The sequence below is a fragment of the Myceligenerans crystallogenes genome (assembly GCF_039529775.1).
Taxonomy (GTDB): domain Bacteria; phylum Actinomycetota; class Actinomycetes; order Actinomycetales; family Cellulomonadaceae; genus Myceligenerans; species Myceligenerans crystallogenes.
The window spans coordinates 154,045-179,353 of sequence record NZ_BAAANL010000006.1 but is presented as its reverse complement, the minus strand read 5'-3'; the positions used below and the strand labels follow the sequence as shown (position 1 = coordinate 179,353).

Here is a 25,309-nt window from a genome sequence, read left to right as displayed (position 1 = left end):
AGGAGATGTGATGAGGATGTTTGCAGAAGGACGACCGCGACCGCGGGCATGGGTCGCGGCGGCGCTCGCGGCGGTCCTGGCCCTGGCCGGGGCCGTGGGCGTGGCGTTGCCCGTGCAGGCGGCCGCGCCCGCCACGATCGAGAACCCTGGCTTCGAGACCGGGGACCTGAGCGGCTGGACCGTCGTCGAAGGTACGGCGTTCACCGGTGCCGCGGTCTCGTCCGCCACCGGGTGGGGGTGGGGCTGCTGCTTCAACCCCGAGGGGACCTACCACCTGTGGGGCGCGGCCACCGCCGGTGGCGACACGCCGACCGGGCGGATGCGCTCGTCGGTGTTCACGCTCGGCGGGACCGGGGAGATCAGCTTCCTGCTGGGCGGCGGGAACGACCTCGCGAACCTGTACGTCGCGCTGCGTCGCGCGTCCGACGGCGCCGAGCTCATGCGGGCCACGAACAGCGCGTTCGCCGACTCCGAGCAGCTCGGCCGGGTGGTGTGGGACGCGTCGGCCCATCGCGACCAGGAGCTGTACCTCGAGGTCGTCGACCGGGCCTCGGGCGGGTGGGGCCACCTCAACCTCGACGACGTCCGCACCTACACGACGGCCGGGTCGGTCGCCGAGCCCGTCAACCCCGGGTTCGAGACCGGTGACCTGACCGGCTGGACCGCGACGGGGCGGGCGTTCACGCCCGGTCACGTCACGGACCGGACCGAGTGGGGCTGGGGCGGGCCGTTCGGTCACGACGGCCGCTACCACCTGTGGGGCGCGAACGACGGGACCGACGACGAGACGGGCACACTGACGTCGTCGGCCTTCACGCTCACGGGCACCGGCGCGATCGAGTTCCTGATCGGCGGCGGCAACGACCTCGAGGACCTGTACGTGGCGCTGCACCGCGCGTCCGACGGCACGGAACTCCTGCGCGCCACGAACACCGCCTTCGCCGACTCCGAGGCGTACACGCGCGTGCGGTGGGACGCCTCCGCCCACCTGGGGGAGCGGCTCTACCTGCGGGTCGTGGACGACGCTACCGGCGGCTGGGGACACCTCAACGTGGACGCGTTCGACACCACGGGCGACGTCGTCGGGGGCGAGTTCGCCAACGCGGGCTTCGAGGCAGGGAGCCTGCAGGGCTGGAGCGCGGACGGCGAGGCGTTCTCCGAGGCGACGGTCAGTTCCGCGACGACGACGCCCGACGGCGCCCCGTTCGGCAAGGACGGGACGTATCACCTGTGGGGCGGGTCCCAGGGGGAGTGCCTGACCGGCACGCTGACGTCGCCCGCGTTCACCGTCGCCACCGGCGGGCAGGTCCGGCTCCTGCTCGGCGGGACGCAGGACGCCGAGGTCTACGTCGCGGCCGAAGCGGCGGCCGACGGGCGCGAGCTCGCGCGCGTGGGTGTCGGGGCCACCCGGGAGACCTACACGGAAGCCGTGCTCGACCTGACGGGGCACGCCGGCGAGACGGTCCGGCTCCGCCTCGTCGACAACTCGGCGTCGGGCCACCTCAACGCCGACCACGTCCGGACCGGCGGTGCTCCTGCCGCTGGTGCCGATGCCCACGTCGCCCCGGCGGCGTACGTCGCCGGGGCCGCGGCCGGGTCCCGGCCCGGCCGGACGTCCTCGGCCCGCTGCGAGATCTGAGAACACGAGAAACGGAAGGTGGTTCCAATGACGGGACGCCGAGAAACGAGAACTGCAACCCCGGTCCTGGTCAGGAGGTCGTTCCTGAAGGGCGCCGCGGTCTCCGCCGCCGTCGTCGCGACCGGCGCGCTGTTCCGGCCCGCGGCGGCCGCGGCCGGGGACCCGGTGCTGCACCTGTCGTACGACCAGCCGAACGGATCGACCGCGATCCGCGAGGCCGTCAGCCAGACCGACTTCACCGTACGCGTCGCCGGCAACCCCGCCGAGCGCGTGCCCGGCGTGCGCGGCAGCGCGTTCCGCACCGACGGCTTCTCGACGTGGGCGACGGGCCAGTTCACCAAGCCGCTCGCGGCGCAGCTCACGATCCAGACCTGGATCGCGCTGGAGAGCTACCCGGCGGACGCCGAGCAGCCGTACGCGAGCCTGACGCCGTCGTCGATCATCCACCAGCGCACCGGCGACGCGGGCTTCGACATCGCGATCAACACGTACGGCGAGTGGTGGTTCACCGCGAACCTCGGCGGGCAGTGGCACACCGTCAAGGCGCCGTGGCTGTTCCCGCTGTACGAGTGGGTGCACGTCGCCGCCGTCGTCGACACGACGGCCGGGGAGCTGCGGCTGCACCTGGACGACGCCGCCGGGCCCAGGGTCGCCCGGGTCGCCGTGCCGGCCGGGACGCAGTTCCGGCAGGCAGCGGGGGCTCCGCTGGTGATCGGCAAGGCCGCGCAGGACCTCACCACCGGCGTCTTCCTCGTCAACGCGCTCGACGCGGCGTACGACGACACGCGGATCTACGACGTCGCTCGCGGCGCCGACGCCCTGACGGCCGAGTACACCGCCGGGATCGCGGGAGCCAGCCCGGCGCACGACGTCGCCCTGCAGGTCACGGACCTGCGTTTCGCGGACGACATCCTCCGGCCCCGCTACCACGCGATGCCGCCCGCCAACTGGACCAACGAGCCGCACGGCCTCGTGCTGCACGACTGCAAGTACCACATGTTCTACCAGCGCACCCCGAACGGCCCGTTCAAGTGGCAGATGCACTGGGGCCACATGACGAGCACGGACCTGGTGCACTGGGCGAACCTCCCCGACGCGCTGTACCCGCAGCTCAACGACCGGGAGGCCCAGCAGGGTGCGGTCGCGGGGGACGGGCTGACGGGTCAGGGGTCCAAGGGCATCTGGTCCGGGGACGTCGTGTCCGTGGACGGCACGGCGCACGCGTTCTTCACCACGGTGAACTTCGGCGGCCCTTTCGACCCGGGCATCACGCGCGCGTCCAGCGCGGACACGGACCTCGTGCACTGGACCAAGGCGGACGCGGGACTCATCGACAAGAACGCGCCCGCGCACGTCGCCGACTTCCGCGACCCGTACCTCTGGCAGGAGCCGGGCGGCACGTGGCACATGGTCATCGGCGCGGCGACCGACGCGGGCGGGGCCGTGGAGCACTACACCGCCGGGTCGGTCACCGGGCAGTGGACGCGGGCGGGGAGCCCGTTCTCCACGGTGCCGTATGCGCAGATGGACATCGGCTCGGCGATCTGGGAGATGCCGGTCTTCGAGAAGCTCGGCACGCACGACGGGCAGGACAAGTACATCCTGGTGGTCAGCCCGATCGGCCGGTCGGTGTCCAAGCTGACCGCGCCGTACACGCGGTCCGTCTACTGGACCGGGACGTGGAACGGCAGCCAGTTCACGCCGGACTACGCGCAGCCCAAGATGCTCGACGTCATCCACGGGCACCTGTCCCCGACCGTCGCCCGCGGCCCGGCGGGCAAGCCCGTCGCCATCGGGATCGTCGACGAGCGCTCCAGCTCGAGGATGCAGAACGACCTCGGCTGGGCCCACACGTTCAGCGCCCCGCGCGAATGGCGTCTGCTCGGCGACGGCCGCACCCTCGGTCAGCGGGCCCTGCCCCAGCTCACGACGCTGCGGGCGGGCGCACCGCACACCGAGTCCGGCGTGACCGTCACCGGGGAGCGCGCGCTGGGCGCCTCCGGCAACCAGGTCGAGATCATCGCCCGGGTGGACCCGGCCGCGACCGGCCCGCGGTACGGCCTGTGCCTCGCCGCCTCCCCGGACGGCGCGGAGCTCACGCGGATCTACTACGACGGCGCCGACCTCGTCATCGACAAGACCCGCTCCAGCCGGAACTTCGAGGACGAGGAGGCCGTGCTGCTGCGCGGCGCCTACGACGAGGCGGCGTTCGGCAAGCCGCAGAAGTTCCACGTCCTGGTGGACCACTCCGTGATCGACGTGTTCGTCAACGACGCCGCCGCGTTCTCGAACCGCATCTACCCGACCAGTCGCGGTGCCGACGGCAAGGCGGCGAGCACGGGCCTGAGGTTGTGGTCCGACGGCGGCAGTACCCGCTTCACCCAGGTCGACGTCTGGCAGCTGCAGGCCGCGTCGTCGTCCGCCACTCCTTGACACCCCCCGACCCACGAAGGAATGATCATGAGAACCTCGCTTTTCGTACGACGACGCCGGGGGCGCCTGCTGCCCGCCGCGATGGCGGCGCTGCTCGCGCTGACCGCGGCCCTGGCGGTGGCGTTGCCCGTGCAGGCCGCGGCGTCGGCCACCATCGAGAACCCCGGCTTCGAGACCGGTGACCTGACCGGCTGGACCGTGACCGAGGGCGACGCGTTCACGGACCCCCACGTCAGCGACGCCACCGGATGGGGCTGGGGCTGCTGCTTCAACCCCGAGGGCACGTACCACCTGTGGGGTGCCGCCACCGGCGGCGACGCCCCGACCGGGCGCATGCGCTCGTCGGTGTTCACGCTCGGCGGGATCGGCGAGATCAGCTTCCTGCTCGGCGGCGGCAACAACCCCGAGAACCTGTACGTGGCCCTGCGCCGTGCGTCGGACGACGCCGAGCTGATGCGCGCCACGAACACCGCCTTCGCCGACTCGGAGCGGCTCGCCCGCGTGGTGTGGCGGGCCCAGGCCCATCTCGGTGAGGAGCTGTACCTGGAGGTCGTGGACACGGCGTCGGGCGGGTGGGGGCATCTCAATCTCGACGACGTGCGGACGTACGCCGAGGAGTCGATCGACCCGCTCGAGCCCGTCGTCGGGCACGAGTTCGACAACCCCGGTTTCGAGAGCGGGGACCTCGCGGGGTGGACGGCGGACGGTCCGGCGTTCGCCGGGGCGAACGTCTCCGGCGAGACGACGACGCCGGACGGCGTTGCCTTCGGTGCGGACGGTGCCTACCACCTGTGGGGCGGCGGCGACGAGGGCCTGACCGGGACGCTGACGTCGGACCCGTTCCTGGTCGGCGGGCGCGGTGAGGTGTGGCTGCTGCTGGGCGGGACGAAGGATCCGGGGGTGTACGTCGCGGTGTACGCCGCCGAGGACGGGCGCGAGCTCGCGCGCGCCGGGGTCGACGCGACGCGGGAAACGTACGAGGAGGTCGTGCTGGATCTTTCCGCCCACGAGGGGGAGCAGGTCGAGCTGCGCCTGGTCGACGGCTCGACGACCGGGCACCTCAACGCCGACCACGTGCGCACCCTGGTCAACGACCCGATGCACTGGTCGTTCGACGAGGGCTCCGGCAAGCAGGCGCACGACGACGGCTCGGACGTGACCGATGACGTCGCGTACGTGTTCAACGACGCGTTGGACAAGCCCGACTCCGATCCGCTGTGGCGCGAGGGCGTGCGGGGCGGGTCGCTGCTCTTCGACGGGTACTCGACGTACCTGCGGCGCGACGGCCGTGCGGCCCTGACGCCGAGCAGCGGCCTGAGCGTCGAGGCGTGGGTGGCGCCCCGGTCCTACGAGTGGGGCGACCGCGGGCAGGCGTCGGCGATCGTCAACCAGCACGACGCGGCCGCGAAGGCCGGGTACCTGCTGGGCATGTACCGGCATGGTGCGTGGGGCCTGGAGCTGGGCGACGGCGTCGGCTGGCACACGCTGCGGGCGCCTGCCGGCGCGACGCTTCCCACCTACGGGTGGAGCCATGTCGCCGCGACGTACGACGCCGCCTCCGGCGTGATGCGGCTCTACCTGAACGGTGACGAGGTCGCCACGAAGAAGCTCGGGGCGGGCACCCGGATCCTGGCCGCCGCGGGTCAGCCGCTGCAGGTCGGCCGGCACAACCAGGCCGCCGTCATCAACGGCACGTTCCACGCCAACTCGTGGAACGGCGCGATCGACGAGCTCACCGTCACGGACGAGGTCCGCACCGCGGAGCAGATCGCGGGCGCGGCCGCCGGCGGCGGCGACGCGTCCACGGCCGGGCTGCGCCCGGACCGCTCGCGGTACGACGGCGACCGTTACCGCCCGCAGTACCACTTCCTGCCGCCCGAGCACTGGATGAACGAGCCGCACGCCCCCCTGTGGTATGACGGGAAGTACCACATCTTCTACCAGCACAACCCCCAGGGCCCGTACTGGCACCAGATCCACTGGGGCCACGCCGTGAGCACCGACCTGGTGCACTGGAAGGACCTGCCCGTGGCGATCGCGCCGCAGGAGCCGGTGACGCCGGACGGCGTGTGGTCCGGCAGCGCGACGACGGACGCGGACGGGAAGCCCGTCCTCTTCTACACCGCGGGCAACGACGCGAAGGTCCCCAACCAGGCGACCGGCCTGGCCTGGCCCGCGCCCGGCACGCCCGAGAGCCCGCTCGCGGACTGGCGGCTGGAGCCCGAGCCGGTCACGGTGCAGCAGCAGGACCTGTCCTCGCCCGTCGGTACGCCGTGGTTCGGGCAGTTCCGTGACCCGTTCGTGTGGCAGGAGACGGGCGACGACGGCAAGCCGGTCTGGTACCAGATCGTGGGCTCGGGGATCGTGGACGGGGAGAAGAAGGTGGGCGGGACGGCGCTCGTGTACACCTCCCGGGACCTCCTGCACTGGGAGTACCGGAACCCGCTGTTCGTCGGGGACGCCGCGAGGTACCCGAAGACCGGGCAGGTCTGGGAGCTGCCGGTGCTGCTGCCGCTCGGGGAGCGCGGCGGCGAGCAGAAGCACGTGCTCGTGGTGAACCCGTGGTTCGACGGGTACAGCGAGAACACCGCGAAGAACACGTACTACTGGGTCGGCGAGTGGGACCGGGACGAGCACCGGTTCGTCCCCGACCACGAGGAGCCGCGCCTGTTCGACCACGGCGAGCACTTCACGGGCCCGTCCGGCATGGTGGACCCGAAGGGCCGCTCGCTGCTGTTCACCATCACCCAGGACGGCCGCAGCGAGTCCGATCACCACGACGCCGGGTGGGCGCACTCGATGGGGCTGCCCGTCGAGCTGAACCTGACCGCGGACGGGGACGCCGGGGTCACGCCCGTCAAGGAGCTGCGGTCGCTGCGGTCCGAGAAGGTGGTGTCGATCGCCGACGCCTCGGCCGCGACGACGAACGCCGCGCTCGGCCGGAAGCAGGGCCGGCTGAGCGATCTGCTGGAGGTCAAGGCCGAGCTGCGGATCAGGCCGGGGTCCGGCAGCGGCGTCGGGCTCGAGCTCCGGCGCAGCGGCGACGGCCGGGAACGGACCGTCCTGACCGCCGACCGGGCGGGCAAGCTCCGGCTCGACCGGAACTTCTCGAGCCTCGACCCGGACACCCGCAAGGGCGTCCACGAGGGTGCGCTCGAGATCGGCGCGGACGGGAAGGTCACGATGCACGTGTACGTCGACCGGTCCGTGGTCGAGGCCTTCGTCGGCGGCGGGAGGTCGATGACGACACGCGTCTACCCGACGCTCGCCGACGCCGTCGGCCTGCGCGTCGTCGGCGGGACGAACGTCCGGGTCAGGTCGCTGGAGGTGTGGAACCTCGACGGCGCGTACGGGCCGGTCGTGCCGGCGCACCACGAGGCGCCGCCGGCCCCGGGTCCCGGTGTCGGCGAGCTGCCGAACGGCGACTTCGAGACCTGCGACCTGACCGGCTGGACCGTCGTGGACGGCGACGCCTACGGCGACGCCAACGTCACCGACGCGGACGACTGGGGCTGGGGCGGGCCGTTCCGCCAGGCCAACGCCTGGGGGAGCACCGACCGGTGCCACCTGTGGGGGTTCGACGAGGCGGTCGGCGACGCCGGGACCGGCCGGCTGCGGTCGGAGACGTTCACGCTCGGCGGGGACGGCGCGATCGACCTGCTCACCGCCGGCGGCCACGACCCCGACAAGCTCTACGTGGCCCTGGTCCGGGCCGCGGACGGTGAGGTGCTGGCCAAGGTCAGCGGCAACGCCGAGGAGGCGCTGCGGGCGCAGTACCAGCGGCGTCACCTCGACGCCTCCGAGTACGTCGGCGAGGAGGTCTACGTCGAGATCGTCGACGAGGCGACGGGCGGGTGGGGGCACCTGAGCGTCGACGACGTCAACGTGCCGGTGTCGGCCGGCTGACACCGGGGCTACGGCCCGGCGGTGGCGGTGGCGGCTCCGGCCTTGGATGCCGCCTCCGCCAGCGCCTTCTGGAAGGCGGCGACGTCGCCGCCGCCGTCGAGGACCTGCTTGTTGAAGGCCGTGGTCGCGCTCGTGATGTCGGTGAGATGGCCCACGGGGATGGCCGCGCCGTGGGCCATCGAGGACACGATGGTGTCCTTCTGGAACGACGCGATCGCGGTCTTCTGGTAGGCGGTGAACTGGTTCTCGTCGATGTCGGTGCGGGCCGGGATGGCGCCCTTGACCTTGTTGAACCGGATCTGCGCCTCCTTGGAGCCGATCGTCTGCAGCCAGGCCTCGGCGTCCTGTTCGTCCAGGATGCCGGTCGACATGGTGAACGAGTCGGCGAGGAAGTCGAACACGCCGTGGGAGCCGGGGGAGGGGACGGCGAGATAGTCCTCGCCGAACGTCTTGCCGGCGTTGCCGAAGCCGCTCACCGCCCAGTCGCCCATGATGTTGAAGGCCGACTCGCCGTCGGCGACCTTGCCGATGGCGTGGTCCCAGTCGTGGTCCATCCGGGTGGGCGTGGAGTACCCCAGGATCGTGCGGAAGTCCTCCAGGACGGCCGTCACCTCGGGGCCGTTCCAGTCGGTGGTGCCGTCCCAGAGCCCGGAGTAGGCCTCGTGGCCGAGGCCCCCGAGCAGGACGGTCTCCAGCAGGTGGACCTGGGTCCAGGTGGTGCCGAGCGCGAGGGGGACCTCGACGCCGCCCTCGCGGAGCGCCGCCAGGTCCGCGATGAAGGCGTCCAGGGTGTCGTACCTGCCGGAGGGGTCGAGGCCGTGCTCCCGCAGCACGGCCGGGTTGACCCACATGACGTTGGCCCGGTGGATGTTGGAGGGGACCGAGTAGATCTTGCCGTCCTCGGTGGCGAGCAGGTCGATCAGCTCGGCCGGGAAGACGTCGGTCCAGCCGTACGCGTCGTAGAGGGCGGAGACGTCCTGGATGTAGCCGTCGGCGATGTAGTCGTCCAGCTCCGCGCCCGCGTGGGCGACGAACGTGTCCGGCGGGTCCTGGGTCTCCAGGCGCGACTGCAGGTGCTCCTTGGCCGACCCGCCGCCCCCGCCCGTGATGCCGTCATCGACGAAATCGATTTCCGGGTGCTGCTGCCGGAAGACCTCCACCAGGGTGATCAGGCCCTCGTTCTCCGAGCCGGTGGACCACCAGGTGTAGACGGTCACGTCCCGGTGCGTGTCGAGGGGCGGGGCGCCGCGGCCCGGGTCGCCGGTGCCGCACCCGGCGAGGGAGGAGGTGAGGAGCGCGGCCGCGAGGGCGGGGGCGGCCGGCTTAGCAAACGATTTCCAGGTAGGCATTTCCAGGATCCTTCGACGCTGAGGGAGGGCACCGCCGGGCCCGGACGGCCTTGTCCGGGCGAGAACGATGAGTTCGCAGCAACCTAGCCGAACATCGTCGCCGCCTGTCAATCGGGTGAAGGGTGATAACGGGCGTGCGGACGCCAGCGGGACCGGAGCGGGCCCGGACCTGTGCGCGGGTGAAATCGGTCCGAACCACAATGGTGATACATATGCGCGAGTTCTTCGCGTAGGGGGGCAACTAGCCTTGAGGGGTGATCGGCGGCTTGCCCGCGCTGTCCCGGTGCGGGCCCTGCGGCCCGGCCGTACGTTTGGACCGATCGTCCCGGGACCAGCCCGGCGGCGATCCGAGGTGAAAGGACGCTGATGCCGTCAGATCGCGCGGCGGTGCTCGACGGCACCACGAAACTCGAGGCGCTGCGTCCCCGTGACCCGCGCCGGGCGGGCCGGTTCCGGCTGCGGGGCAGGCTCGGGGCGGGCGCGATGGGGACCGTGTTCCTCGGCGCCGACCGCCGCGGGCGGCGCGTGGCGATCAAGTTCCTCCGGGAGGAGTTCACCGACGACCCCGCCTTCCGGACCCGGTTCCGGCGCGAGGTCGAGGCCGCCTCCCAGGTGCACGGCCGCTGGATCGCCCGCCTCGTCGAGGCCGACGCCGACGCGAACCCGCCGTGGATGGCCACCGAGTACGTGGACGGCCCCAACGTGTCGCAGGCCGTCGGCAGGAACGGCCCGCTGCCGCCCGCCGCGGTCCTGGATCTGGTCCGGGGGGTGGCGCACGCCCTGATGGACGTGCACGCCACCGGCCTCGTGCACCGGGACGTGAAGCCCGGCAACGTGATCCTCGGGCCCGACGGCCCGCGCCTCATCGACCTCGGCGTCGTCGGCGTGCAGGACGCCACCCGCCTCACCACCACGGGCACGCCCATCGGCACGCCCGCGTGCATGTCGCCCGAGCAGGCGTCGAACGGCGTGGTGGGGGCGTCGTCGGACATCTGGTCGCTGGGTGCCCTGGCGTGGTTCGCCGCGACCGGCAAGCACCTGTACACCGGGCACAACACCGCCTCGCTGCTCTACCAGGTGGTGCACGAGCGGCCGGACACCGCGGGGGGCCCGGAGTGGCTCCTCCCGCTGCTGGAGGCCTGCCTGCGCCGTGTGCCCGCCGAGCGCCCGTCGGCCGCGCAGGTCCTCGACCTCGTCGGCCCCGGCCTCGCGAACGCTCCCGAGGGCGCGGAGCTCGCCCGGTACACCGCGGCGGCGGTGCCCGCCGCGGGAGCCGGGCAGGACGAGAACAGCTATTCCCGGGGCCAGCTCGCCGTCGGGGTGGCGACGATCGCGGCGCTCGCCGGCTCGGCCGCGGGCCTGATCGCCTGGGCGCCGTGGGAGCCGGGGGAGACCAGGCTCCTCGACGAGCGGATCCTCGCGGACGCCCGGCCCGCGCCCGTGCACGGCGTCTCGCACATCGAGAGGGCTGCCGGCGAGCGCGGCGACAAGGGCGAGAAGCCCGGCGCGTCACCCACCGCGCGTCCGACGGCGGCCGGTCCCTCCGCGGAGCCGTCCCCGGGCGGCGACGCGACCGCGCTACCGGACCCGGCGTCGTTCCCGGACGCGACGAGGACACCGCCGGCCGACGCCGGGGGCGGCTCGGAACCGCCCGCGGGATCGGCCGGCGAGCCGACGTCGCCCGCGGAACCCACCGACCCCGGGCCGTCCGAGGAGCCGCCCCCGGCGACGGCATCCGTGACCTACGTGCACGGCACCGTCGGCAGGTGCCTGACCGACGTGCCGGGCAGGGACCCGTCCCTGACGCGGTGCGAGAACGCACCGGCCTGGGAGACGACGACGCTGGCCGCCGGCGGGGACCAGATCCGCCATCCGGCCACGGGCGAGTGCCTGAGCGTGAACGGCTACCGGAACCTCACGAGCGTGCCGTGCGACGGGTCCGCTCTCCAGGGCTGGTACGTCGTCGACTACGGGGCGAGGTTCGGGCTGCGGAACGCCGGGTCCGGGGAGTGCGTGACGGTCCATCTCACCTACGACGTCGCGACCGTCGCCGGGACGCACTGCGGTGAACGCGCCGGACAGCTCTGGACGTGGGGCGGGTAGCGGCGGGACCAGCGGCGCGACTTGGAGAATCACCCGCGGCACGGTTGACTGTTCTCACATGAGCAGGACTGGCGAGGACGAGACGGCCGTGCAGGAACCTGCCGGACCCCGCCGGCCCTGGAGTCCGGGCCGTGCGGCCAGGGTGAGCATGATCGGCGCCGCCCTGGGCGGCGGGAGCGTGGTGCGCCTGCTCGCACCCGAGCTGCGGCGGGTCCCGTACCGGCGCAGGCGCTCCGAGCTCGCCGCCCTGCTGCGCTGGTGCCGGGAACGGCCCGCGGTCCAGGTGCGACTCGTCACCGGGCCGGGCGGTGTGGGCAAGACCCGGCTCGCGGTGGAGGCGTCGCGCCGCCTGACGCGCACCGGCTGGCACTGCGTGTGGATCCGCCCCGGCATCGACCCCGCGCGCGTGCTGCCCGACGTCGCCCGCCGGAACACCCTCGTCGTCGTCGATGACGCCATGGCCCGGACCGACCTCGTGCGCGTGCTCGACGCGCTGCGGGCGCCCGCCCACGGCAAGCTGCGCGTGCTGCTCATGTCGCGGGTGGCGGGGGACTGGTGGTCCCGGCTCCGGTGGGCCTCCGGCCTGGTCGCCGCCGCGGATTCCCGGGTCTCGGACCAGCACCTCGAACCGCTCGGGCACGACGACGCCGTGTCGCTCGTGCGCCCGGCGGTCCGGGCGTTCAGCTCGGCGCTCGGCGTCGGCGGGGCCGGCGTCGTCGCCGTTCCGCCCGACCACGGCGCCCTGCCGCTCGACCTGCACGCGACCGCGCTCGCCGCGGTCCTGGAGTCCGCGGACCGGTGGCCCGAACCGTGCGACGGGGACCCGGTGCCCGCCGACCCCGACGTCGCCGTCGGCATGCTGCTCGACAGCGAGCGCGTCCGCTGGCTCCGCGAGGCGCCGATCCCGGGCATCGATCCGGCGGGGATGGACGACGCCGTCGCCGTCGGCGTCATGCTCGGCACGACGTCGGGCACGACCGTCGTCCACGTGCTGAACCGCGTGCTGCCCGCCCGCGCCGACGTGACGCGGCTCGGGCCGGGCCCCGGGCCGGTCGGGCTGGTCGTCGGGCTGCCGCACCGCCTCATCGAACAGCACGTCGCCCGGCAGATCGCGACGGCGCCGTGGCTCGTCGTCGAATGGCTGCGGGAGCTGGCGCCGGACGTCGCCCACCGCGTCGCGCTCATCATGACCGGCCTGCTGGCCGTGCCGCCGCCGGGATTCGCGCCCGAGGACGCCGAGCGCGTGCTGGACCGGGTCGTCGACGAGATGCCCGCCGACGGCGAGGCGCTGCTGGGGGTCCTGCACCTGCTCGTGCAGCAGCCCGAGCTCCCGGCCGGGCAGGTCCGGACGATCACGGCCCGGATGCTCGGGCTCGACCCCGCGGGCACCCTGCGCGCGGAGGTCCTGACCTACCGGACGCGCGCGCTGCGGGCGCTCGGCCGCCCCGACGAGGCGGCCGCCGCGGGCCAGGAGGCCGTCGCGCTCTGGCGCGCGGCCCACGCCGCGGATCCCGGCCGCTACGAGACGGTCCTGGCGGACGCGATCGCCCTGCTCGGGCAGCCCGGCACCGGCGCCGGCGCCTGATCTCGCGGACGGCCGCGTAGGCTGGTGTGCCGGTCCGCTCCGGACCGCTTCTCTCCCCAGTTCTCTCTCCAGGAGGTTCCCTGTGGTGCTGCACGAGGCGGCGCGACGGCGCAGCATCGCCGTCATCTCCCACCCCGACGCCGGCAAGTCCACGCTCACCGAGGCGCTGGCCCTGCACGCGAAGGCGATCGAGACCGCCGGTGCCGTGCACGGCAAGGGGGACCGGGCCGGCGTCGTCTCGGACTGGATGGAGATGGAGCAGGAGCGCGGCATCTCCATCACGTCGGCCGCGCTGCAGCTCACGTACGGCGACGTGATCATCAACCTGCTGGACACGCCCGGCCACGCGGACTTCTCCGAGGACACGTACCGCGTCCTGACCGCGGTGGACGCCGCCGTCATGCTGCTCGACTCCGCCAAGGGCCTCGAACCCCAGACCCTCAAGCTGTTCGAGGTGTGCCGCCGCCGCGGCGTGCCCGTCATCACCCTGATCAACAAGTGGGACCGGCCCGGCAAGGAGGCGCTCGAGCTCTGCGACGAGCTGTCCGAGCGCATCGACCTGCCGCCCACGCCCCTGAACTGGCCGATCGGGGAGGCGGGCCGGTTCCTCGGGCTGCTCGATATACCCACCGGCGACGTCCACACCTACGAGCGCGCGCCCGGCGGCGCGAAGATCGCCGCCGAGACGCGGATCCCCGCCGCCGCCGCGCGCGAGCAGTTCGGCGGGGACTACGCCGACGCGGCCGACGGCGCCGGGCTGCTGGACGCCCCGGACGTCGCGTCGTTCCTGGCCGGCCGGACGACGCCGCTGCTGTTCGGCGCGGCGCTGGCGAACATCGGCGTGCGGCAGCTGCTGGACACGATCGTCGAGCTCGCCCCGGCGCCGTCGGCCCGTCCCGACCTGCGCGGCGACGGCGCCGCGGAGCGCGCCGCAGTGCGCGAGCTGGACGCCCCGTTCAGCGGGTTCGTGTTCAAGATGCAGGCCGGCATGGACAAGAAGCACCGGGACCACGTCGCGTTCGTGCGCGTGTGCTCCGGCCGGTTCGAGCGGGGGATGACCGTCACGCACGAGCGCAGCGGGCGCCCGTTCGCCACCAAGTACGCGCTGCAGGTGTTCGGCCGGGACCGGGAGACGATCGAGGAGGCGTTCCCCGGCGACGTCGTCGGCCTCGTGAACGCCAGCGTGCTCGCGGTGGGGGACTCGCTGTTCGAGCCGGACGGCCCGGCCGTGCGGTTCCCGCCGATGCCGGCGTTCGCGCCGGAGCACTTCGCGCTCGCGCGGGTCAAGGACCCCGGGCAGTCGAAGAAGTTCCGCAAGGGCATCGCGCAGCTGCAGCAGGAGGGCGTGGTGCAGATCCTGGTCAGCGAGCTGCGCGGGGATGCGACGCCGATCCTGGCCGCCGTCGGGCCGCTGCAGTTCGAGGTGGCGACGCACCGGATGGAGCACGAGTTCGGCGCGCCGGTGGTGCTGGAGCACCTGGACCTGTCGGTGGCGCGGCTGGTGTCGGCGGAAGATGCGCCGGTGGTCGCCCAGGCCGCGGGGACGGAGATCGTGCGGCGGGCCGACGGGACGCTGCTCGCGCTGTTCCGGGACGTGTGGCGGATGCGCAGCGTGCAGCGCGACCGGCCGGGGATCTCGCTGGAGCCGCTCATCGCGGACGGGGTGGGCGGGGGGCCCGCGGACTGACCCGGGCAGGGCCGGTGCCGGCGGTGCCGGTCACCGCAGCTGCGCTCACCGCATCTGCGCGATCTCGGCGGCCACCCGGCCGGCGTCGTCCCCGACGTGGATCTCGAGGGTCGAGCCGGACTTGAACAGGCCGTGCGTGTCGGCGGCGCGCAGGGCCGCGAGGTCGACCTTGCCCAGGTCCGTGATGTCCGCGCGGAGCCGGGGCGTGCGTCCCTCGACGCCGGCGACGTTGGCGATGCCGCCGAGGGCGGCGACGATCCGCCGGGCCTTGCTGTCCATCACGATCTCCTCCCGCACGGGGCGAAGGAGCCGCCCCGGTGCCCCTCACTGAAGCCGACGGGGCGGTTCCCGGCACGGCGTGCCGGGAACTGTGCGCGGCGGCACCGAGGGGGTGCCCCGGGTGCCTTCGGCCTGCCCCGCGCGCACGGTGTGGTGTGCCAAGGCAGCGTGTCGTGACGGCTGATATGGCATCGAAGGCGTCATCCGTAACGTTTAGCCGGTTGGGGATTCTTGCGCCCTCCGCCACACTCGTGCACGAGGTTTTGAATCCTTTCATTACCTCGTCCCACACATCAATGGCGATCGGGAGAGCATCATGCGTACACGAAGGCGGTCGCTGACCGCACTCATCGCGGCCACCGCGGTGGCCGTGCCCCTGGGGGTGATCGCGGTCGGATCGGCGACGGCGGCCGTCCCCGGGGACGACACCGGCGTCTACCGCTTCGACCTGGGCGGCGCGTCCGACCCCGTCGAGTCCGGCTGGACGGGCGTCAACCTGACCACGCTCCACGCGAGCAACGGCTACGGCATCACGTCCACGGGCCAGATCACGCGTGACCGCGGCACGCCCGCCGGGGTGGCGCGCGACTGGATCGGCTACGGCGAGGACTGGTACTTCCGGGTCGACCTGCCCGCCGGCACCTACGACGTGAAGCTGACCGTCGCGGAGGGCGGCGGCTCGGCCGAGACGGACTTCGTCACCGAGTCCACCGGGAGCCGCCGCCTCACCGCGAGCGGTTCCACGGTCGCGACGACCACCTACGACGACCTGCAGGTCACGGACGGCCGCCTGGACATCCTCGTGGGGGGCCGCACCAACATCCTCAACGCGGTCGAGATCACCCGTCAGGGCGGCGGTTCGACGCCGACCCCGACGCCGTCGTCCCCGGGCACCGGCCGCGCCGCGGAGGACCTCGACCGCGCGCCCGTCGCGGTCCCGGTCTCGGGCGGCGTCTACGTCGGCTGGCGCTTCCTGGGCAACGACCCCTCGGGCATCCAGTTCAAGGTCTACCGGGGCTCGACGGCGGTCGCCACGGTCACCGGCGCCACGAACTACCTGGACGCCGGTGGCAGCTCGTCGTCGTCGTACCGCATCGCGCAGGTGGTGGACGGGGTGGAGTCATGGGCGACGCCGTCGTTCACACCGTGGGCGTCGGGCGGGTCGAAGGACATCCCGCTGCAGAAGCCGTCGGGCGGGACGACGCCGGACGGCGTGTCCTACACCTACTCCGCGAACGACGTCGCCGTGGGCGACCTCAACGGCGACGGCGTCCTGGAGTACGTGGTGAAGTGGGACCCGTCCAACGCGAAGGACAACAGCCAGTCCGGCTACACCGGGAACGTGTACCTGGACGCGTACAAGCTGGACGGCACGCGGCTGTGGCGCATCGACCTGGGGCGCAACATCCGCGCCGGTGCCCACTACACGCAGCTGGTGGTCTTCGACCTGAACTCCGACGGCTACGCCGAGGTCATGGCGAAGACCGCCGACGGGACCCGTTCGGGGACCGGTCAGGTGATCGGCAGCTCCACGGCGGACCACCGGAACTCGGGCGGCTACATCCTGTCGGGGCCCGAGTTCCTCACGGTGTTCGACGGGCGGACCGGTGCGGCGATCGACACCGAGAACTACAGCCCGGGCCGCGGGACCGTCAGCAACTGGGGCGACTCGTACGGCAACCGGGTCGACCGGTTCCTCGCCGGGGTCGCGTACCTCGACGGCTCCCGGCCGAGCGCGATCTTCGCCCGCGGCTACTACACCCGCTCGACGGTCGCGGCCTGGGACTTCGACGGCACGAACCTCACCCGGCGCTGGCTGTTCGACTCGGACGTGTCCGGCAGCCAGTACGCCGGTCAGGGCAACCACCAGTTCTCGGTGGCCGACGTCGACGCCGACGGCCGCGACGAGATCGTCTACGGCTCGATGACGCTCGACGACACCGGCAGCCCGCTCTACACCACGCGCCTGGGTCACGGCGACGCGCTGCACGTCGGCGACCTGAACCCGGGCCGCGCGGGCCTGGAGGTGTTCGCGGTGCACGAGTGCATGAGCTGCTCGGGCAACCGGGGCTCGACGTTCCGCGACGCGCGGACCGGAGCGGTGATCTGGTCGACGTCGGCCGGCGCGGACACCGGGCGGGGCGCGGCCGCCGACATCGACGGGCGCACCGTGGGCGCGGAGGCGTGGGACTCCACGACGTCGGACGTGCACTCGGTCTCCGGGGCGACGGTCAGCGGGTCGGCGCCCGTGGCGAACTTCGTCACCTGGTGGGACGGCGACCTGCTGCGGGAGATCGCCGACGGCGGCACCCCGTTCGTCGGGAAGTGGAACCCCTCGTCGTCGTCCCTGACGACGCTGCGCACCTTCAGCGGGACGCTGACCAACAACGGGACCAAGCGGAACCCGGCGATCCAGGCGGACCTGTTCGGTGACTGGCGCGAGGAGCTCGTGTACCGGACGACGTCGTCGGACGCGCTGCGGATCTTCACGACGACCGACGTGACGAGCCACCGCCTGCGCACCCTGCTGAGCGACCCGGCGTACCGCGTCCAGGTGGCGGGCCAGAACATGGCCTACAACCAGCCGCCGCACACGTCGTACTACCTGGGTCAGGGCATGTCGACCCCGCCGGCCCCGTCGATCAGGGTCGTCGAGGCCCCGAACGACTGACCGGCCCCCGCGAGCGGCGGCGCGCCCCACGACGGTGGGGCGCGACGTCGCTCGTCACAGGGGGCGGGCGTGCGGCTCGACGGCCGCGATCTCCTCCGGGGTGAGCGGGGCGGCCGTCAGGGCGCCCACGTTGTCCTCCAGCTGCTTCACCGAGGACGCGCCGATCAGGGCCGACGTGACCCGCTCGTCGCGCAGCACCCAGGTCAGGGCCAGCTGCGCGAGGGTCTGCCCGCGGCCGGCGGCGATCTCGTTCAGGGCGCGGGCACGCGTCAGGTAGTCCTCCGTGAGGTTGCCCGAGGACAGGAACGGCGAGTCCGGCCGCGCCGCGCGGGAGCCCTCGGGCGCCGACCCGCCCAGGTAGCGCCCGGTCAGCATCCCCTGGTGGAGCGGCGAGAACACGATCGTGCCGACGCCGAGATCGCCGACGACGTCGAGCAGCGACTCGCTCTGCTCGCCGTCGTAGCCGTCCACGTGGGCCGGGTCCTCGACGTGCCGGTTGAACATCGAGTACGACGGCTGGTGGATCAGCAGCGGCACGCCCAGGTCGGCGAGGATCCGGGCGGCCTCGCGGGTCCGCGCCGGGCTGTAGTTCGAGACGCCCGCGTACAGCGCCTTGCCCTGGCGGACCACCTGGGCGAGCGCGCCCATGGTCTCCTCCAGCGGCGTGGCCGGGTCCGGCCGGTGGTGGTAGAAGATGTCGACGTAGTCCAGCCCCATCCGGCGCAGCGACTGGTCCAGGCTCGCGACCAGGTACTTCCGCGACCCGTGGTCGCCGTACGGCCCGGGCCACATGTCGTAGCCGGCCTTGCTGGAGATGATCAGCTCGTCACGGTACGGCGCCAGGTCAGCCGCCAGGTGACGGCCGAAGTTCTCCTCGGCCGAGCCCGCGGCCGGGCCGTAGTTGTTCGCCAGGTCGAAATGCGTGATCCCCAGGTCGAACGCCCGGCGCAGCACGCTGCGCTGGGTGTCGAACGGGGTGGTGTCGCCGAAGTTGTGCCACAGCCCGAGCGACAGCGCGGGCAGGTCAAGGCCGGACCGCCCGGTGCGGCGGTAGGTCATCGAATCGTAGCGATCCTCGGCGGCGAGATAGCGGGAGGCAAGAGGCATGGCCCCATCCTGCCGCACATCCCGCGGCCCGCGACCGGCGTGTCCGGGCCCGCGCCGCCCCGCCCGCCGGCCCGGGCGGCGGGTGAAATGCTGCGGGTTTTCGCTGGTGACGGTCATGGACGGAGTACCGTTCTTACCCCGGACCGTCTCGTGAGGAGTGGTATGCCCGACGGATCGATCAACGCCGGAGTGGCGCTGGCCGGCGCGATCGGCGTCATCGTGATCGGGATCGGCGTCATCGCAGTGATGACGACGATGCTCCGCAGGCTCCGCGAGGACGACGCCCTGCCGCGCACCGTCGAAGGTGTGCAGGGGATCGTCGCGTCCGGGATCGCCCCCGCGCACGAGTCCCGGCCGCACGGCGAGGTGTCCCTCGACGGGGAGCTGGAGACCCGGATCGCGGTCGCCGACTCCGCGATCGCGCGAGGGACCCGGATCGTCGTCGTCGAACAGCACGGCGGCCGGGTGAAGGTCGCGCCGCACCCGCTGACGAACCCGGCCACACCACCCCAGACCAAGGAGTGAAAGCATGCCCCTGGACCCCCTGCTCTCCGGAGCGCTCGTGACGCTCGGCGTCGTCGTCGCGCTCGTCGTCCTGCTGGCGTTCGCGGCCAGCCGCGTGCGGCGCGTGCCGCCGAACCAGGCGCTGATCGTCGTCGGGCGCGGCGCCGGCAAGCGCGAGGCCGATCTCGCGAACCAGAAGGTCGTGATCGGCGGCCGCACGGTCGTCTGGCCCGTGCTGCAGCAAGGCTTCCCGATCTCGCTGGAGCAGCGGCAGATCGGGATCACGATCGAGGGCGTGGACTCGAACCGCATCAAGATCGCGATCAAGGCGTCGGTGAACTTCAAGGTGCGGGGCGACGACGAGGGTGTGCGCCGGGCGGCCCAGCGCTTCCTGTCGCAGCAGAACGCCCTGACCGACATCATCAAGGAGGCCCTGGAGGGGTCGCTGCGGTCGATCGTCGGTGACATGACGATCGAGGAGATCATCTCCGACCGCAAGGGCCTGTCGGACCGCGTCGTGCAGTCCACCAAGCTGGACCTGGCCGAACAGGGCCTGCAGATCGACATCCTCAACATCTCGGATATCTCCACGCCGGGCTCGGACTACCTGGCGAACCTCGGCCGTGCCGAGGCGGCCCGTGTGCGGCAGCTCGCCGAGATCTCCGAGGCGGAGGCGAGGCGCGCCTCGGAGTTCGCCGCCATCGCGGCGGCGGAGCAGATCGCCGAGCGGCAGAAGGAACTCGACCTGAAGTCGGCCCTGATCCAGGCCGAGACCGACCGTGCGCGTGCCGAGGCCGACGCGGCCGGCCAGCTCGCCCGCGCCGAGCAGGACCGGCGGGTCGCCGTCGAGGAGCGCGAGGCCATGGCGGAGAAGGCCCGGGTCGAGCAGGAGCGCCTGGACATCGAGGTGCGCAAGCCCGCCGAGGCCCGCGCGTACGCCGAGGTCCAGGAGGCGAACGCCCGCCGCGACGCGGCCAACGCGGCCACGCAGGCCGACGCCTTCAAGCGCACCACCATCGCCGAGGCGAACAAGAAGGCCGCGCTGCTCGACGCGGAGGCGGCCGCCGAGGCCATGCGCCGCGCCGGTGAGGCCGAGCGTGACAAGCAGGTGGCACTCGCCGCCGGTCTGCAGGCCGAGGGCGAGGCGCGGGCCGCCGCGACCGAGGCCGAGGGCCGGGCGGAAGCCATCGCGACCGACGCCAAGGCCGAGGCCCTGCGCAAGTACGGTGAGGCCGCGCTCACCCGGGAACTCATCGAGCGTCTGCCGGAGATCGTCCGGGCCGCCGCCGAGCCGATCGGGAACGTGCAGGGCATGACCGTGATCTCCACCGATGGTGCGTCCGCGCTCACCAAGAACGTCGCAAGCGTGCTGAGCGAGGGGCGGGGTGTCATCAAGCAGCTGACGGGCGTGGACATCCATGAGCTGATCTCCGGGGCGACCGGCCGCGCGGACGGGCCGAGGGTGCCGGACCAGGAGTAGCGCGCCCTGCGGCCGTGGCGTCGTCCCGGGCCCAAGGGCCGCGGGACGACGCCGCGTGGCGGTCACCAGGTTCCGGCGACCTGGCGGGTCGTCACGTTCAGCCGGTTCCAGAGGTTCACCATCGCCACATGCAGCACGATGGCGGCCAGGGCCTCCTCGTCGTAGTGGCGGGCGGCCTCGTCCCAGACGTCGTCCGGGACGGCGCGCGGGTTGTCCGCGATTCGGGTGGCCTCCTCGGCCAGGGCGATCGCGGCCCGCTCGGCGTCGGAGAAGTGCGGCGACTCGCGCCAGCCCGCGAGCGTGACGAGCTGCTTGTCGGTCAGCCCGGACTCCTTGGCGTGCCCGAGCCCGTACTCCAGGCACCAGCCGCAGCCGTTGATCTGGCTGACGCGCAGGTGGACGAGCTCCAGCGTGGAGCCGGGCACGCCGTGGCCCTGCGGCAGCGCGGCGGCGGCCTGCAGGGTCTCCAGGGAGGTGGGCAGGTAGTTGTGGATCTTCTTGAGGCGGGCTTCCATCGAGTGGACTCCTGTCACGTTCTGGTGGGTCCGTACGTCACGGGTGTGACACCGTGTTGTCGGATGCCGGACGGAGAATGTGACAGATGATGGAAAACTCGTCGCTGACCAGCGAACTTGCCCAGCTGTTCGAGGAGCGCAGGCCCCGCCTGAGGGCGGTCGCGCGCCGCCTGCTGGGCAGTTCCGCCGAGGCGGACGACGCCGTCCAGGAGACGTGGCTGCGCCTGTCTGCCACGGACACGTCCGCGATCGACAACCTCGGCGGCTGGCTCACCACCGTCGTCTCGCGCGTGTCGCTCGACATGCTGCGATCCCGGGCCGCCCGCCGGGAGGTCGCCGGCGTCGCCGTCGGACCCGACGACGGAGCCGTGCCCGAGCCCGCGGCGGCCGAACCCGGTCCCGCGGAACGCGTCGCGGAGGCCGACGCCGTCGGCTCCGCGCTCCTCGTGGTCCTGGACGCCCTCGCGCCCGCGGAGCGGCTCGCCTTCGTGCTGCACGACGTGTTCGCCGTGCCGTTCGACCAGATCGCCGGCATCGTCGACACCTCCGTACCCACGGCGCGGCAGCTTGCGTCCCGGGCGCGGCGGCGCGTGCGGGGCGCGGGCGCCCCGGAGCCGGACCGGGCGAGGGAGCGGGAGGTCGTGGAGGCGTTCCTCGAGGCCGCGCGCGAGGGCCGCTTCGAGCGGCTGCTCGGGCTGCTCGACCCGAAGGTCGTGCTCCGGGCCGACGACGCCGTGGTGCGTGCCACCCAGGCTCTGGCCTCCGCGGGCGCACCGCTGCTCGCACCCGAGCTCACCGGCGCCGAGGCCGTGGCCCACGCCTTCCTGGGCCGCGCCGCCAAGGCGACCGTGGTGCTGGCCGACTACAACTGGGCCTTCGGCTACGCCGCCGGCGACACCATGCGCGCGATCTACCTGGTCACCCTGTCCGACGACGGCGACAGGATCGCCGCCCTGGACGCGGTCGCGGACCCGGAGACGATCGCGGCGATCGACGTGACGGCCGTCTGAGGCGCCGGCCCACGCGGACCGGGCTGGGTCCGCGCGGACCCGGCCGGGCCCGCGCGGGGGAGCGGTCCGCCAGCAGCGTGGCGGATCGTCTGCGCGGGCCGGCCGCCACCTGGCGGGACGTGGACGCCGGTGCGGGCCCGTGCGAATAGGGTGGGCCTGACCGGCGGTCACCGCGGTCCGCCACACGACCCACGAGGAGCAACAGCACGATGTCCGAGCGCGTGATCAAGTCCTGGCTCAGCGACATGGACGGCGTCCTGGTCCACGAGGGCACGGCCCTGCCCGGCGCCGCCGAGTTCGTCAAGCGGCTGCGGGACACGGACGTGCCGTTCCTCGTCCTGACGAACAACTCGATCTACACCGCGCGTGACCTGCGGGCCCGCCTGGCGACCAGCGGGATCGAGGTCGCCGAGGAGTCGATCTGGACGTCGGCGCTGGCCACGGCCCAGTTCCTGCACGACCAGATCCCCGGCGGCAGCGCCTACGCGATCGGCGAGGCAGGCCTGACCACCGCGCTGTACGAGGCGGGCTACACCCTGACCGAATCGGACCCGGACTACGTGGTGCTCGGCGAGACCCGCACCTACTCGTTCGAGGCGATCACCAAGGCGATCCGGCTCATCAAGGGCGGCAGCCGCTTCATCGCGACGAACCCGGACGTCACCGGCCCGTCCCAGGAGGGCCCGCTGCCCGCCACGGGTTCGGTCGCCGCGATGATCACGGCGGCCACGGGCCGCGCCCCCTACTTCGTCGGCAAGCCGAACCCGATCCTGTTCCGCTCCGCGCTCAACCGGCTCGGCGCGCACTCGGAGGAGACGGCGATGATCGGCGACCGCATGGACACGGACATCGTCGGCGGCATCGAGGCCGGCCTGGAGACCTTCCTGGTCCTCACCGGCTCCACCCAGACCCACGAGGTCCAGAGGTACCCGTTCCGCCCGAGCCATGTGCTCGACTCGATCGCGGACCTCCTCGACCGCGTCTGACATCTCCCCTTCGATCGAACGGCCGCGATCTGGTGCTGTCCCGGGCCCGGAACAGCGCTGGATCGCGGCCGCTCGACATGATCGTCCACGACGGCCCTGGCACTGACCTTCGTGGACCATGCCGAGATCCGTTCGCCGGACCCTGAGGTCAGGACTCCGCCGCGGGAGCCTTCTCCTGCTCGGCGATCCTGGCGCGGACCTCGTCCATGTCCAGGCCCTTGACGGCGTCGACCACCTGCGCGAGCGCCGGGGCCGGGAGGGCGCCCGCCTGGTTGAAGACCAGGATGCCGTCGCGGAACGCCATCAGGGTCGGGATCGCGGTGATGCCCGCCGCCGCGGCGATGCCGCGCTGCGCCTCGGTGTCCAGCTTCGCGTGGACGACGTCGGCGTGCTGCTCGGAGCTCGCCTCGAAGATCGGCGCGAACTGGCGGCACGGGCCGCACCACGACGCCCAGTAGTCCACCAGGACGATGTCGTTCCCGCTGATCGCCTGCTCGAACGTCTCGTCCGTGAGCTCGACGGTTGCCATGATGCTCCCCTCGTCGGTGTCCCCAGTCCGAAGCCCGCCGGGCCCGCGACTATTCCCCCGCCTGCTCCGCCTGCCAAGATGCAACGATGAAGAACTTCTCCGCCGCGCGCCCGCCGATGGGCTGGAACAGCTGGGACTGCTACGGCACCACCGTCACCGAGGACGAGGTCCTGGCCAACGCCCGCTTCCTGGCCGAGCACCTGCTCCCGTACGGCTGGGACACCGTCGTCGTCGACATCGACTGGTCCGACCCCACCGCCCGCTCCCACGGCTACAACGCGGAGGCGCCGCTGGCCATGGACGCGCACGGCCGCCTGATCCCGGACCCGGCGCGCTTCCCGTCGTCGTCGGGCGGCGCCGGGTTCGGTCCGCTGGCCGGCCAGGTCCACGCCCTCGGCCTGAGGTTCGGCATCCACACCATGCGCGGCATCCCCCGCCGCGCGGTCGCGGCGCGCACGCCGGTCCTCGGCACGGACGTCACGGCCGACGCCGTCGCCGACGACACCAACGTCTGCGAGTGGAACCCCGACATGCTCGGCCTCGACCACGCCCACCCCGCCGCGCAGGCGTACTACGACTCGACGCTCGCCCTGTACGCGTCCTGGGGCGTGGACTTCGTCAAGGCCGACGACATGCTCTGGCCGTACCAGGCCGACGACGTCGCCGCCTACGCCCGCGCCATCGGGCGCACGGGCCGCCGGATCGAGCTCTCGCTCTCGCCCGGCCGCGACCTCTCGCTCGCCCGCTTGGACGACCTGCGCGAGCACGCCACGATGTGGCGCATCTGCGACGACCTCTGGGACCGCTGGGAGGACGTCGAGGCGAACTTCGCCCGCTTCGCCCGCTGGGCCCCGCACGCGGGCCCGGCCGGCTGGCCCGACGGCGACATGCTCCCGCTCGGCCGCATCGGGCTCCGTGCGGAACGCGGCGAGCCCCGCGACGACCGCCTCACCCGCCCCGAACGCCTCTCCCTCCTGACGCTCTGGGTCATGGCCCGCTCGCCCCTCATGGTGGGCGGCGACCTCCCGTCGTCGGACCCGGAGACCATCGCCCTCCTGCAGAACCCCGACGTCCTGGCGGTGCACTCCGGCTCCCGCGGCAACCGCGAGCTCTTCCGCGAGGGCCCGCTCGTCGTCTGGGCGGCGGAGAGCGCCGGGACGGACGGCGCGAGCGCCGCCGGCGCCGGCAGCACGGCGGCCGCCGGCGGCACGCCGACAGACGGCAGCACGCAGTCCGACGACGCCGTCCGCTGGGCCGCCGTGTTCAACCTCGGCGACGAGCCGATGGACGCCGTGCTGGACGCGGGCGACCTCGGCTTCCCGCTCGCGGGCGAGGTCCGCGAGCTCTGGACGGGCGACCTGGTCCCGCTGGAACCGATCGCCGTCCAGTCCGACGCGGCCCGCGGCGTGGCGCCGGGCAGCGCCGCCCTCCGCCTCGATCTGCCGCCCCACGGGGCGGCCCTGCTCCGCTCCGCCGCGCGCTAGCCGGGCGGTCTCGCGGGTTGTGCGGCGACCCTCGGGGGCGCA

Annotated in this window: 17 protein-coding genes; 12 read left to right on the top strand and 5 right to left on the bottom strand. The window is 73.0% G+C overall.

The genetic code is table 11. The annotated features are described in order from the left end of the window. Positions 1-10: 10 nt before the first annotated feature. Genes ABD208_RS15390 through ABD208_RS15380 form a run of 3 tightly spaced genes read left to right on the top strand, consistent with a single transcriptional unit; the run spans position 11 to position 7,978 of the window. A complete protein-coding gene (locus ABD208_RS15390) occupies positions 11-1,639 on the top strand; it encodes a hypothetical protein (RefSeq protein WP_344104503.1) in 1,629 nt (542 codons plus the stop codon). A gap of 27 nt (positions 1,640-1,666) precedes the next feature. After that, positions 1,667-4,072 (top strand): glycoside hydrolase family 32 protein, encoded by a 2,406-nt coding sequence (locus ABD208_RS15385; RefSeq protein WP_344104501.1) that lies wholly within the window; start codon positions 1,667-1,669, stop codon positions 4,070-4,072. A gap of 27 nt (positions 4,073-4,099) precedes the next feature. Then, a complete protein-coding gene (locus ABD208_RS15380) occupies positions 4,100-7,978 on the top strand; it encodes a LamG-like jellyroll fold domain-containing protein (RefSeq protein WP_344104499.1) in 3,879 nt (1,292 codons plus the stop codon). 8 nt (positions 7,979-7,986) lie between these two features. On the opposite strand, the gene ABD208_RS15375 is transcribed toward ABD208_RS15380, so the two are convergent. After that, positions 7,987-9,327 carry an ABC transporter substrate-binding protein gene (locus ABD208_RS15375; RefSeq protein ID WP_344104497.1) on the bottom strand — a complete coding sequence of 447 codons (1,341 nt, stop codon included), beginning with the start codon at positions 9,325-9,327 and terminating at the stop codon, positions 7,987-7,989. 366 nt (positions 9,328-9,693) lie between these two features. Here ABD208_RS15375 and ABD208_RS15370 point away from each other — a divergent pair, with 366 nt between their 5' ends. From ABD208_RS15370 to ABD208_RS15360, 3 genes are all read left to right on the top strand, one after another. After that, positions 9,694-11,430: a serine/threonine-protein kinase gene (locus ABD208_RS15370; RefSeq protein ID WP_344104495.1), complete on the top strand. Its 1,737-nt coding sequence runs from the start codon at positions 9,694-9,696 to the stop codon at positions 11,428-11,430. A gap of 58 nt (positions 11,431-11,488) precedes the next feature. Further along, positions 11,489-13,015, top strand: a complete 1,527-nt coding sequence (locus tag ABD208_RS15365; RefSeq protein WP_344104492.1) for a P-loop NTPase — start codon at positions 11,489-11,491, stop codon at positions 13,013-13,015. 85 nt (positions 13,016-13,100) lie between these two features. Then, positions 13,101-14,702, top strand: coding sequence for a peptide chain release factor 3 (locus ABD208_RS15360; protein ID WP_344104813.1), 1,602 nt, complete (start codon positions 13,101-13,103; stop codon positions 14,700-14,702). A 45-nt stretch (positions 14,703-14,747) separates the two neighbouring features. On the opposite strand, the gene ABD208_RS15355 is transcribed toward ABD208_RS15360, so the two are convergent. After that, positions 14,748-14,981 carry a PTS sugar transporter subunit IIB gene (locus tag ABD208_RS15355; RefSeq protein WP_344104489.1) on the bottom strand — a complete coding sequence of 78 codons (234 nt, stop codon included), beginning with the start codon at positions 14,979-14,981 and terminating at the stop codon, positions 14,748-14,750. A 316-nt stretch (positions 14,982-15,297) separates the two neighbouring features. Here ABD208_RS15355 and ABD208_RS15350 point away from each other — a divergent pair, with 316 nt between their 5' ends. Continuing rightward, positions 15,298-17,652 carry a rhamnogalacturonan lyase gene (locus ABD208_RS15350; RefSeq protein WP_344104486.1) on the top strand — a complete coding sequence of 785 codons (2,355 nt, stop codon included), beginning with the start codon at positions 15,298-15,300 and terminating at the stop codon, positions 17,650-17,652. Between the two features lie 54 nt (positions 17,653-17,706). Here the strand turns inward: ABD208_RS15350 and ABD208_RS15345 are convergent, their stop codons facing one another. Further along, positions 17,707-18,759 carry an aldo/keto reductase gene (locus ABD208_RS15345; RefSeq protein WP_344104483.1) on the bottom strand — a complete coding sequence of 351 codons (1,053 nt, stop codon included), beginning with the start codon at positions 18,757-18,759 and terminating at the stop codon, positions 17,707-17,709. Between the two features lie 162 nt (positions 18,760-18,921). Between ABD208_RS15345 and ABD208_RS15340 the strand changes: the two genes are divergently transcribed. Together ABD208_RS15340 and ABD208_RS15335 are read left to right on the top strand one after the other, a co-directional pair. Continuing rightward, positions 18,922-19,284 carry a hypothetical protein gene (locus tag ABD208_RS15340; protein WP_344104481.1) on the top strand — a complete coding sequence of 121 codons (363 nt, stop codon included), beginning with the start codon at positions 18,922-18,924 and terminating at the stop codon, positions 19,282-19,284. A gap of 4 nt (positions 19,285-19,288) precedes the next feature. Then, on the top strand, positions 19,289-20,743 hold the full coding sequence (locus ABD208_RS15335; protein ID WP_344104479.1) for an SPFH domain-containing protein: 1,455 nt from the start codon (positions 19,289-19,291) through the stop codon (positions 20,741-20,743). Positions 20,744-20,805: 62 nt separating this feature from the next. Here ABD208_RS15335 and ABD208_RS15330 read toward each other — a convergent pair whose 3' ends face one another. Next, positions 20,806-21,258 carry a carboxymuconolactone decarboxylase family protein gene (locus ABD208_RS15330; protein ID WP_344104477.1) on the bottom strand — a complete coding sequence of 151 codons (453 nt, stop codon included), beginning with the start codon at positions 21,256-21,258 and terminating at the stop codon, positions 20,806-20,808. A gap of 86 nt (positions 21,259-21,344) precedes the next feature. Here ABD208_RS15330 and ABD208_RS15325 point away from each other — a divergent pair, with 86 nt between their 5' ends. Continuing rightward, positions 21,345-22,268, top strand: a complete 924-nt coding sequence (locus ABD208_RS15325; protein WP_344104474.1) for a sigma-70 family RNA polymerase sigma factor — start codon at positions 21,345-21,347, stop codon at positions 22,266-22,268. Positions 22,269-22,477: 209 nt separating this feature from the next. Continuing rightward, positions 22,478-23,254: an HAD-IIA family hydrolase gene (locus tag ABD208_RS15320; protein WP_344104471.1), complete on the top strand. Its 777-nt coding sequence runs from the start codon at positions 22,478-22,480 to the stop codon at positions 23,252-23,254. Between the two features lie 148 nt (positions 23,255-23,402). Here ABD208_RS15320 and trxA read toward each other — a convergent pair whose 3' ends face one another. Continuing rightward, a complete protein-coding gene (trxA, locus tag ABD208_RS15315; protein WP_344104469.1) occupies positions 23,403-23,783 on the bottom strand; it encodes a thioredoxin in 381 nt (126 codons plus the stop codon). Positions 23,784-23,869: 86 nt separating this feature from the next. On the opposite strand from trxA, the gene ABD208_RS15310 reads away from it, so the two are divergent. After that, positions 23,870-25,267, top strand: a complete 1,398-nt coding sequence (locus tag ABD208_RS15310) for a glycoside hydrolase family 27 protein (protein ID WP_344104467.1) — start codon at positions 23,870-23,872, stop codon at positions 25,265-25,267. Positions 25,268-25,309 lie beyond the last annotated feature (42 nt).

Coding starts and splice junctions, on each gene's coding strand:
- ABD208_RS15390 (WP_344104503.1), top strand. CDS start 11: ATGAGGATGTTTGCAGAAGGACGACCGCGACCGCGGGCATGGGTCGCG.
- ABD208_RS15385 (WP_344104501.1), top strand. CDS start 1,667: ATGACGGGACGCCGAGAAACGAGAACTGCAACCCCGGTCCTGGTCAGG.
- ABD208_RS15380 (WP_344104499.1), top strand. CDS start 4,100: ATGAGAACCTCGCTTTTCGTACGACGACGCCGGGGGCGCCTGCTGCCC.
- ABD208_RS15375 (WP_344104497.1), bottom strand. CDS start 9,327: ATGCCTACCTGGAAATCGTTTGCTAAGCCGGCCGCCCCCGCCCTCGCG.
- ABD208_RS15370 (WP_344104495.1), top strand. CDS start 9,694: ATGCCGTCAGATCGCGCGGCGGTGCTCGACGGCACCACGAAACTCGAG.
- ABD208_RS15365 (WP_344104492.1), top strand. CDS start 11,489: ATGAGCAGGACTGGCGAGGACGAGACGGCCGTGCAGGAACCTGCCGGA.
- ABD208_RS15355 (WP_344104489.1), bottom strand. CDS start 14,981: ATGGACAGCAAGGCCCGGCGGATCGTCGCCGCCCTCGGCGGCATCGCC.
- ABD208_RS15350 (WP_344104486.1), top strand. CDS start 15,298: ATGCGTACACGAAGGCGGTCGCTGACCGCACTCATCGCGGCCACCGCG.
- ABD208_RS15345 (WP_344104483.1), bottom strand. CDS start 18,759: ATGCCTCTTGCCTCCCGCTATCTCGCCGCCGAGGATCGCTACGATTCG.
- ABD208_RS15340 (WP_344104481.1), top strand. CDS start 18,922: ATGCCCGACGGATCGATCAACGCCGGAGTGGCGCTGGCCGGCGCGATC.
- ABD208_RS15335 (WP_344104479.1), top strand. CDS start 19,289: ATGCCCCTGGACCCCCTGCTCTCCGGAGCGCTCGTGACGCTCGGCGTC.
- ABD208_RS15330 (WP_344104477.1), bottom strand. CDS start 21,258: ATGGAAGCCCGCCTCAAGAAGATCCACAACTACCTGCCCACCTCCCTG.
- ABD208_RS15325 (WP_344104474.1), top strand. CDS start 21,345: ATGATGGAAAACTCGTCGCTGACCAGCGAACTTGCCCAGCTGTTCGAG.
- ABD208_RS15320 (WP_344104471.1), top strand. CDS start 22,478: ATGTCCGAGCGCGTGATCAAGTCCTGGCTCAGCGACATGGACGGCGTC.
- trxA (WP_344104469.1), bottom strand. CDS start 23,783: ATGGCAACCGTCGAGCTCACGGACGAGACGTTCGAGCAGGCGATCAGC.
- ABD208_RS15310 (WP_344104467.1), top strand. CDS start 23,870: ATGAAGAACTTCTCCGCCGCGCGCCCGCCGATGGGCTGGAACAGCTGG.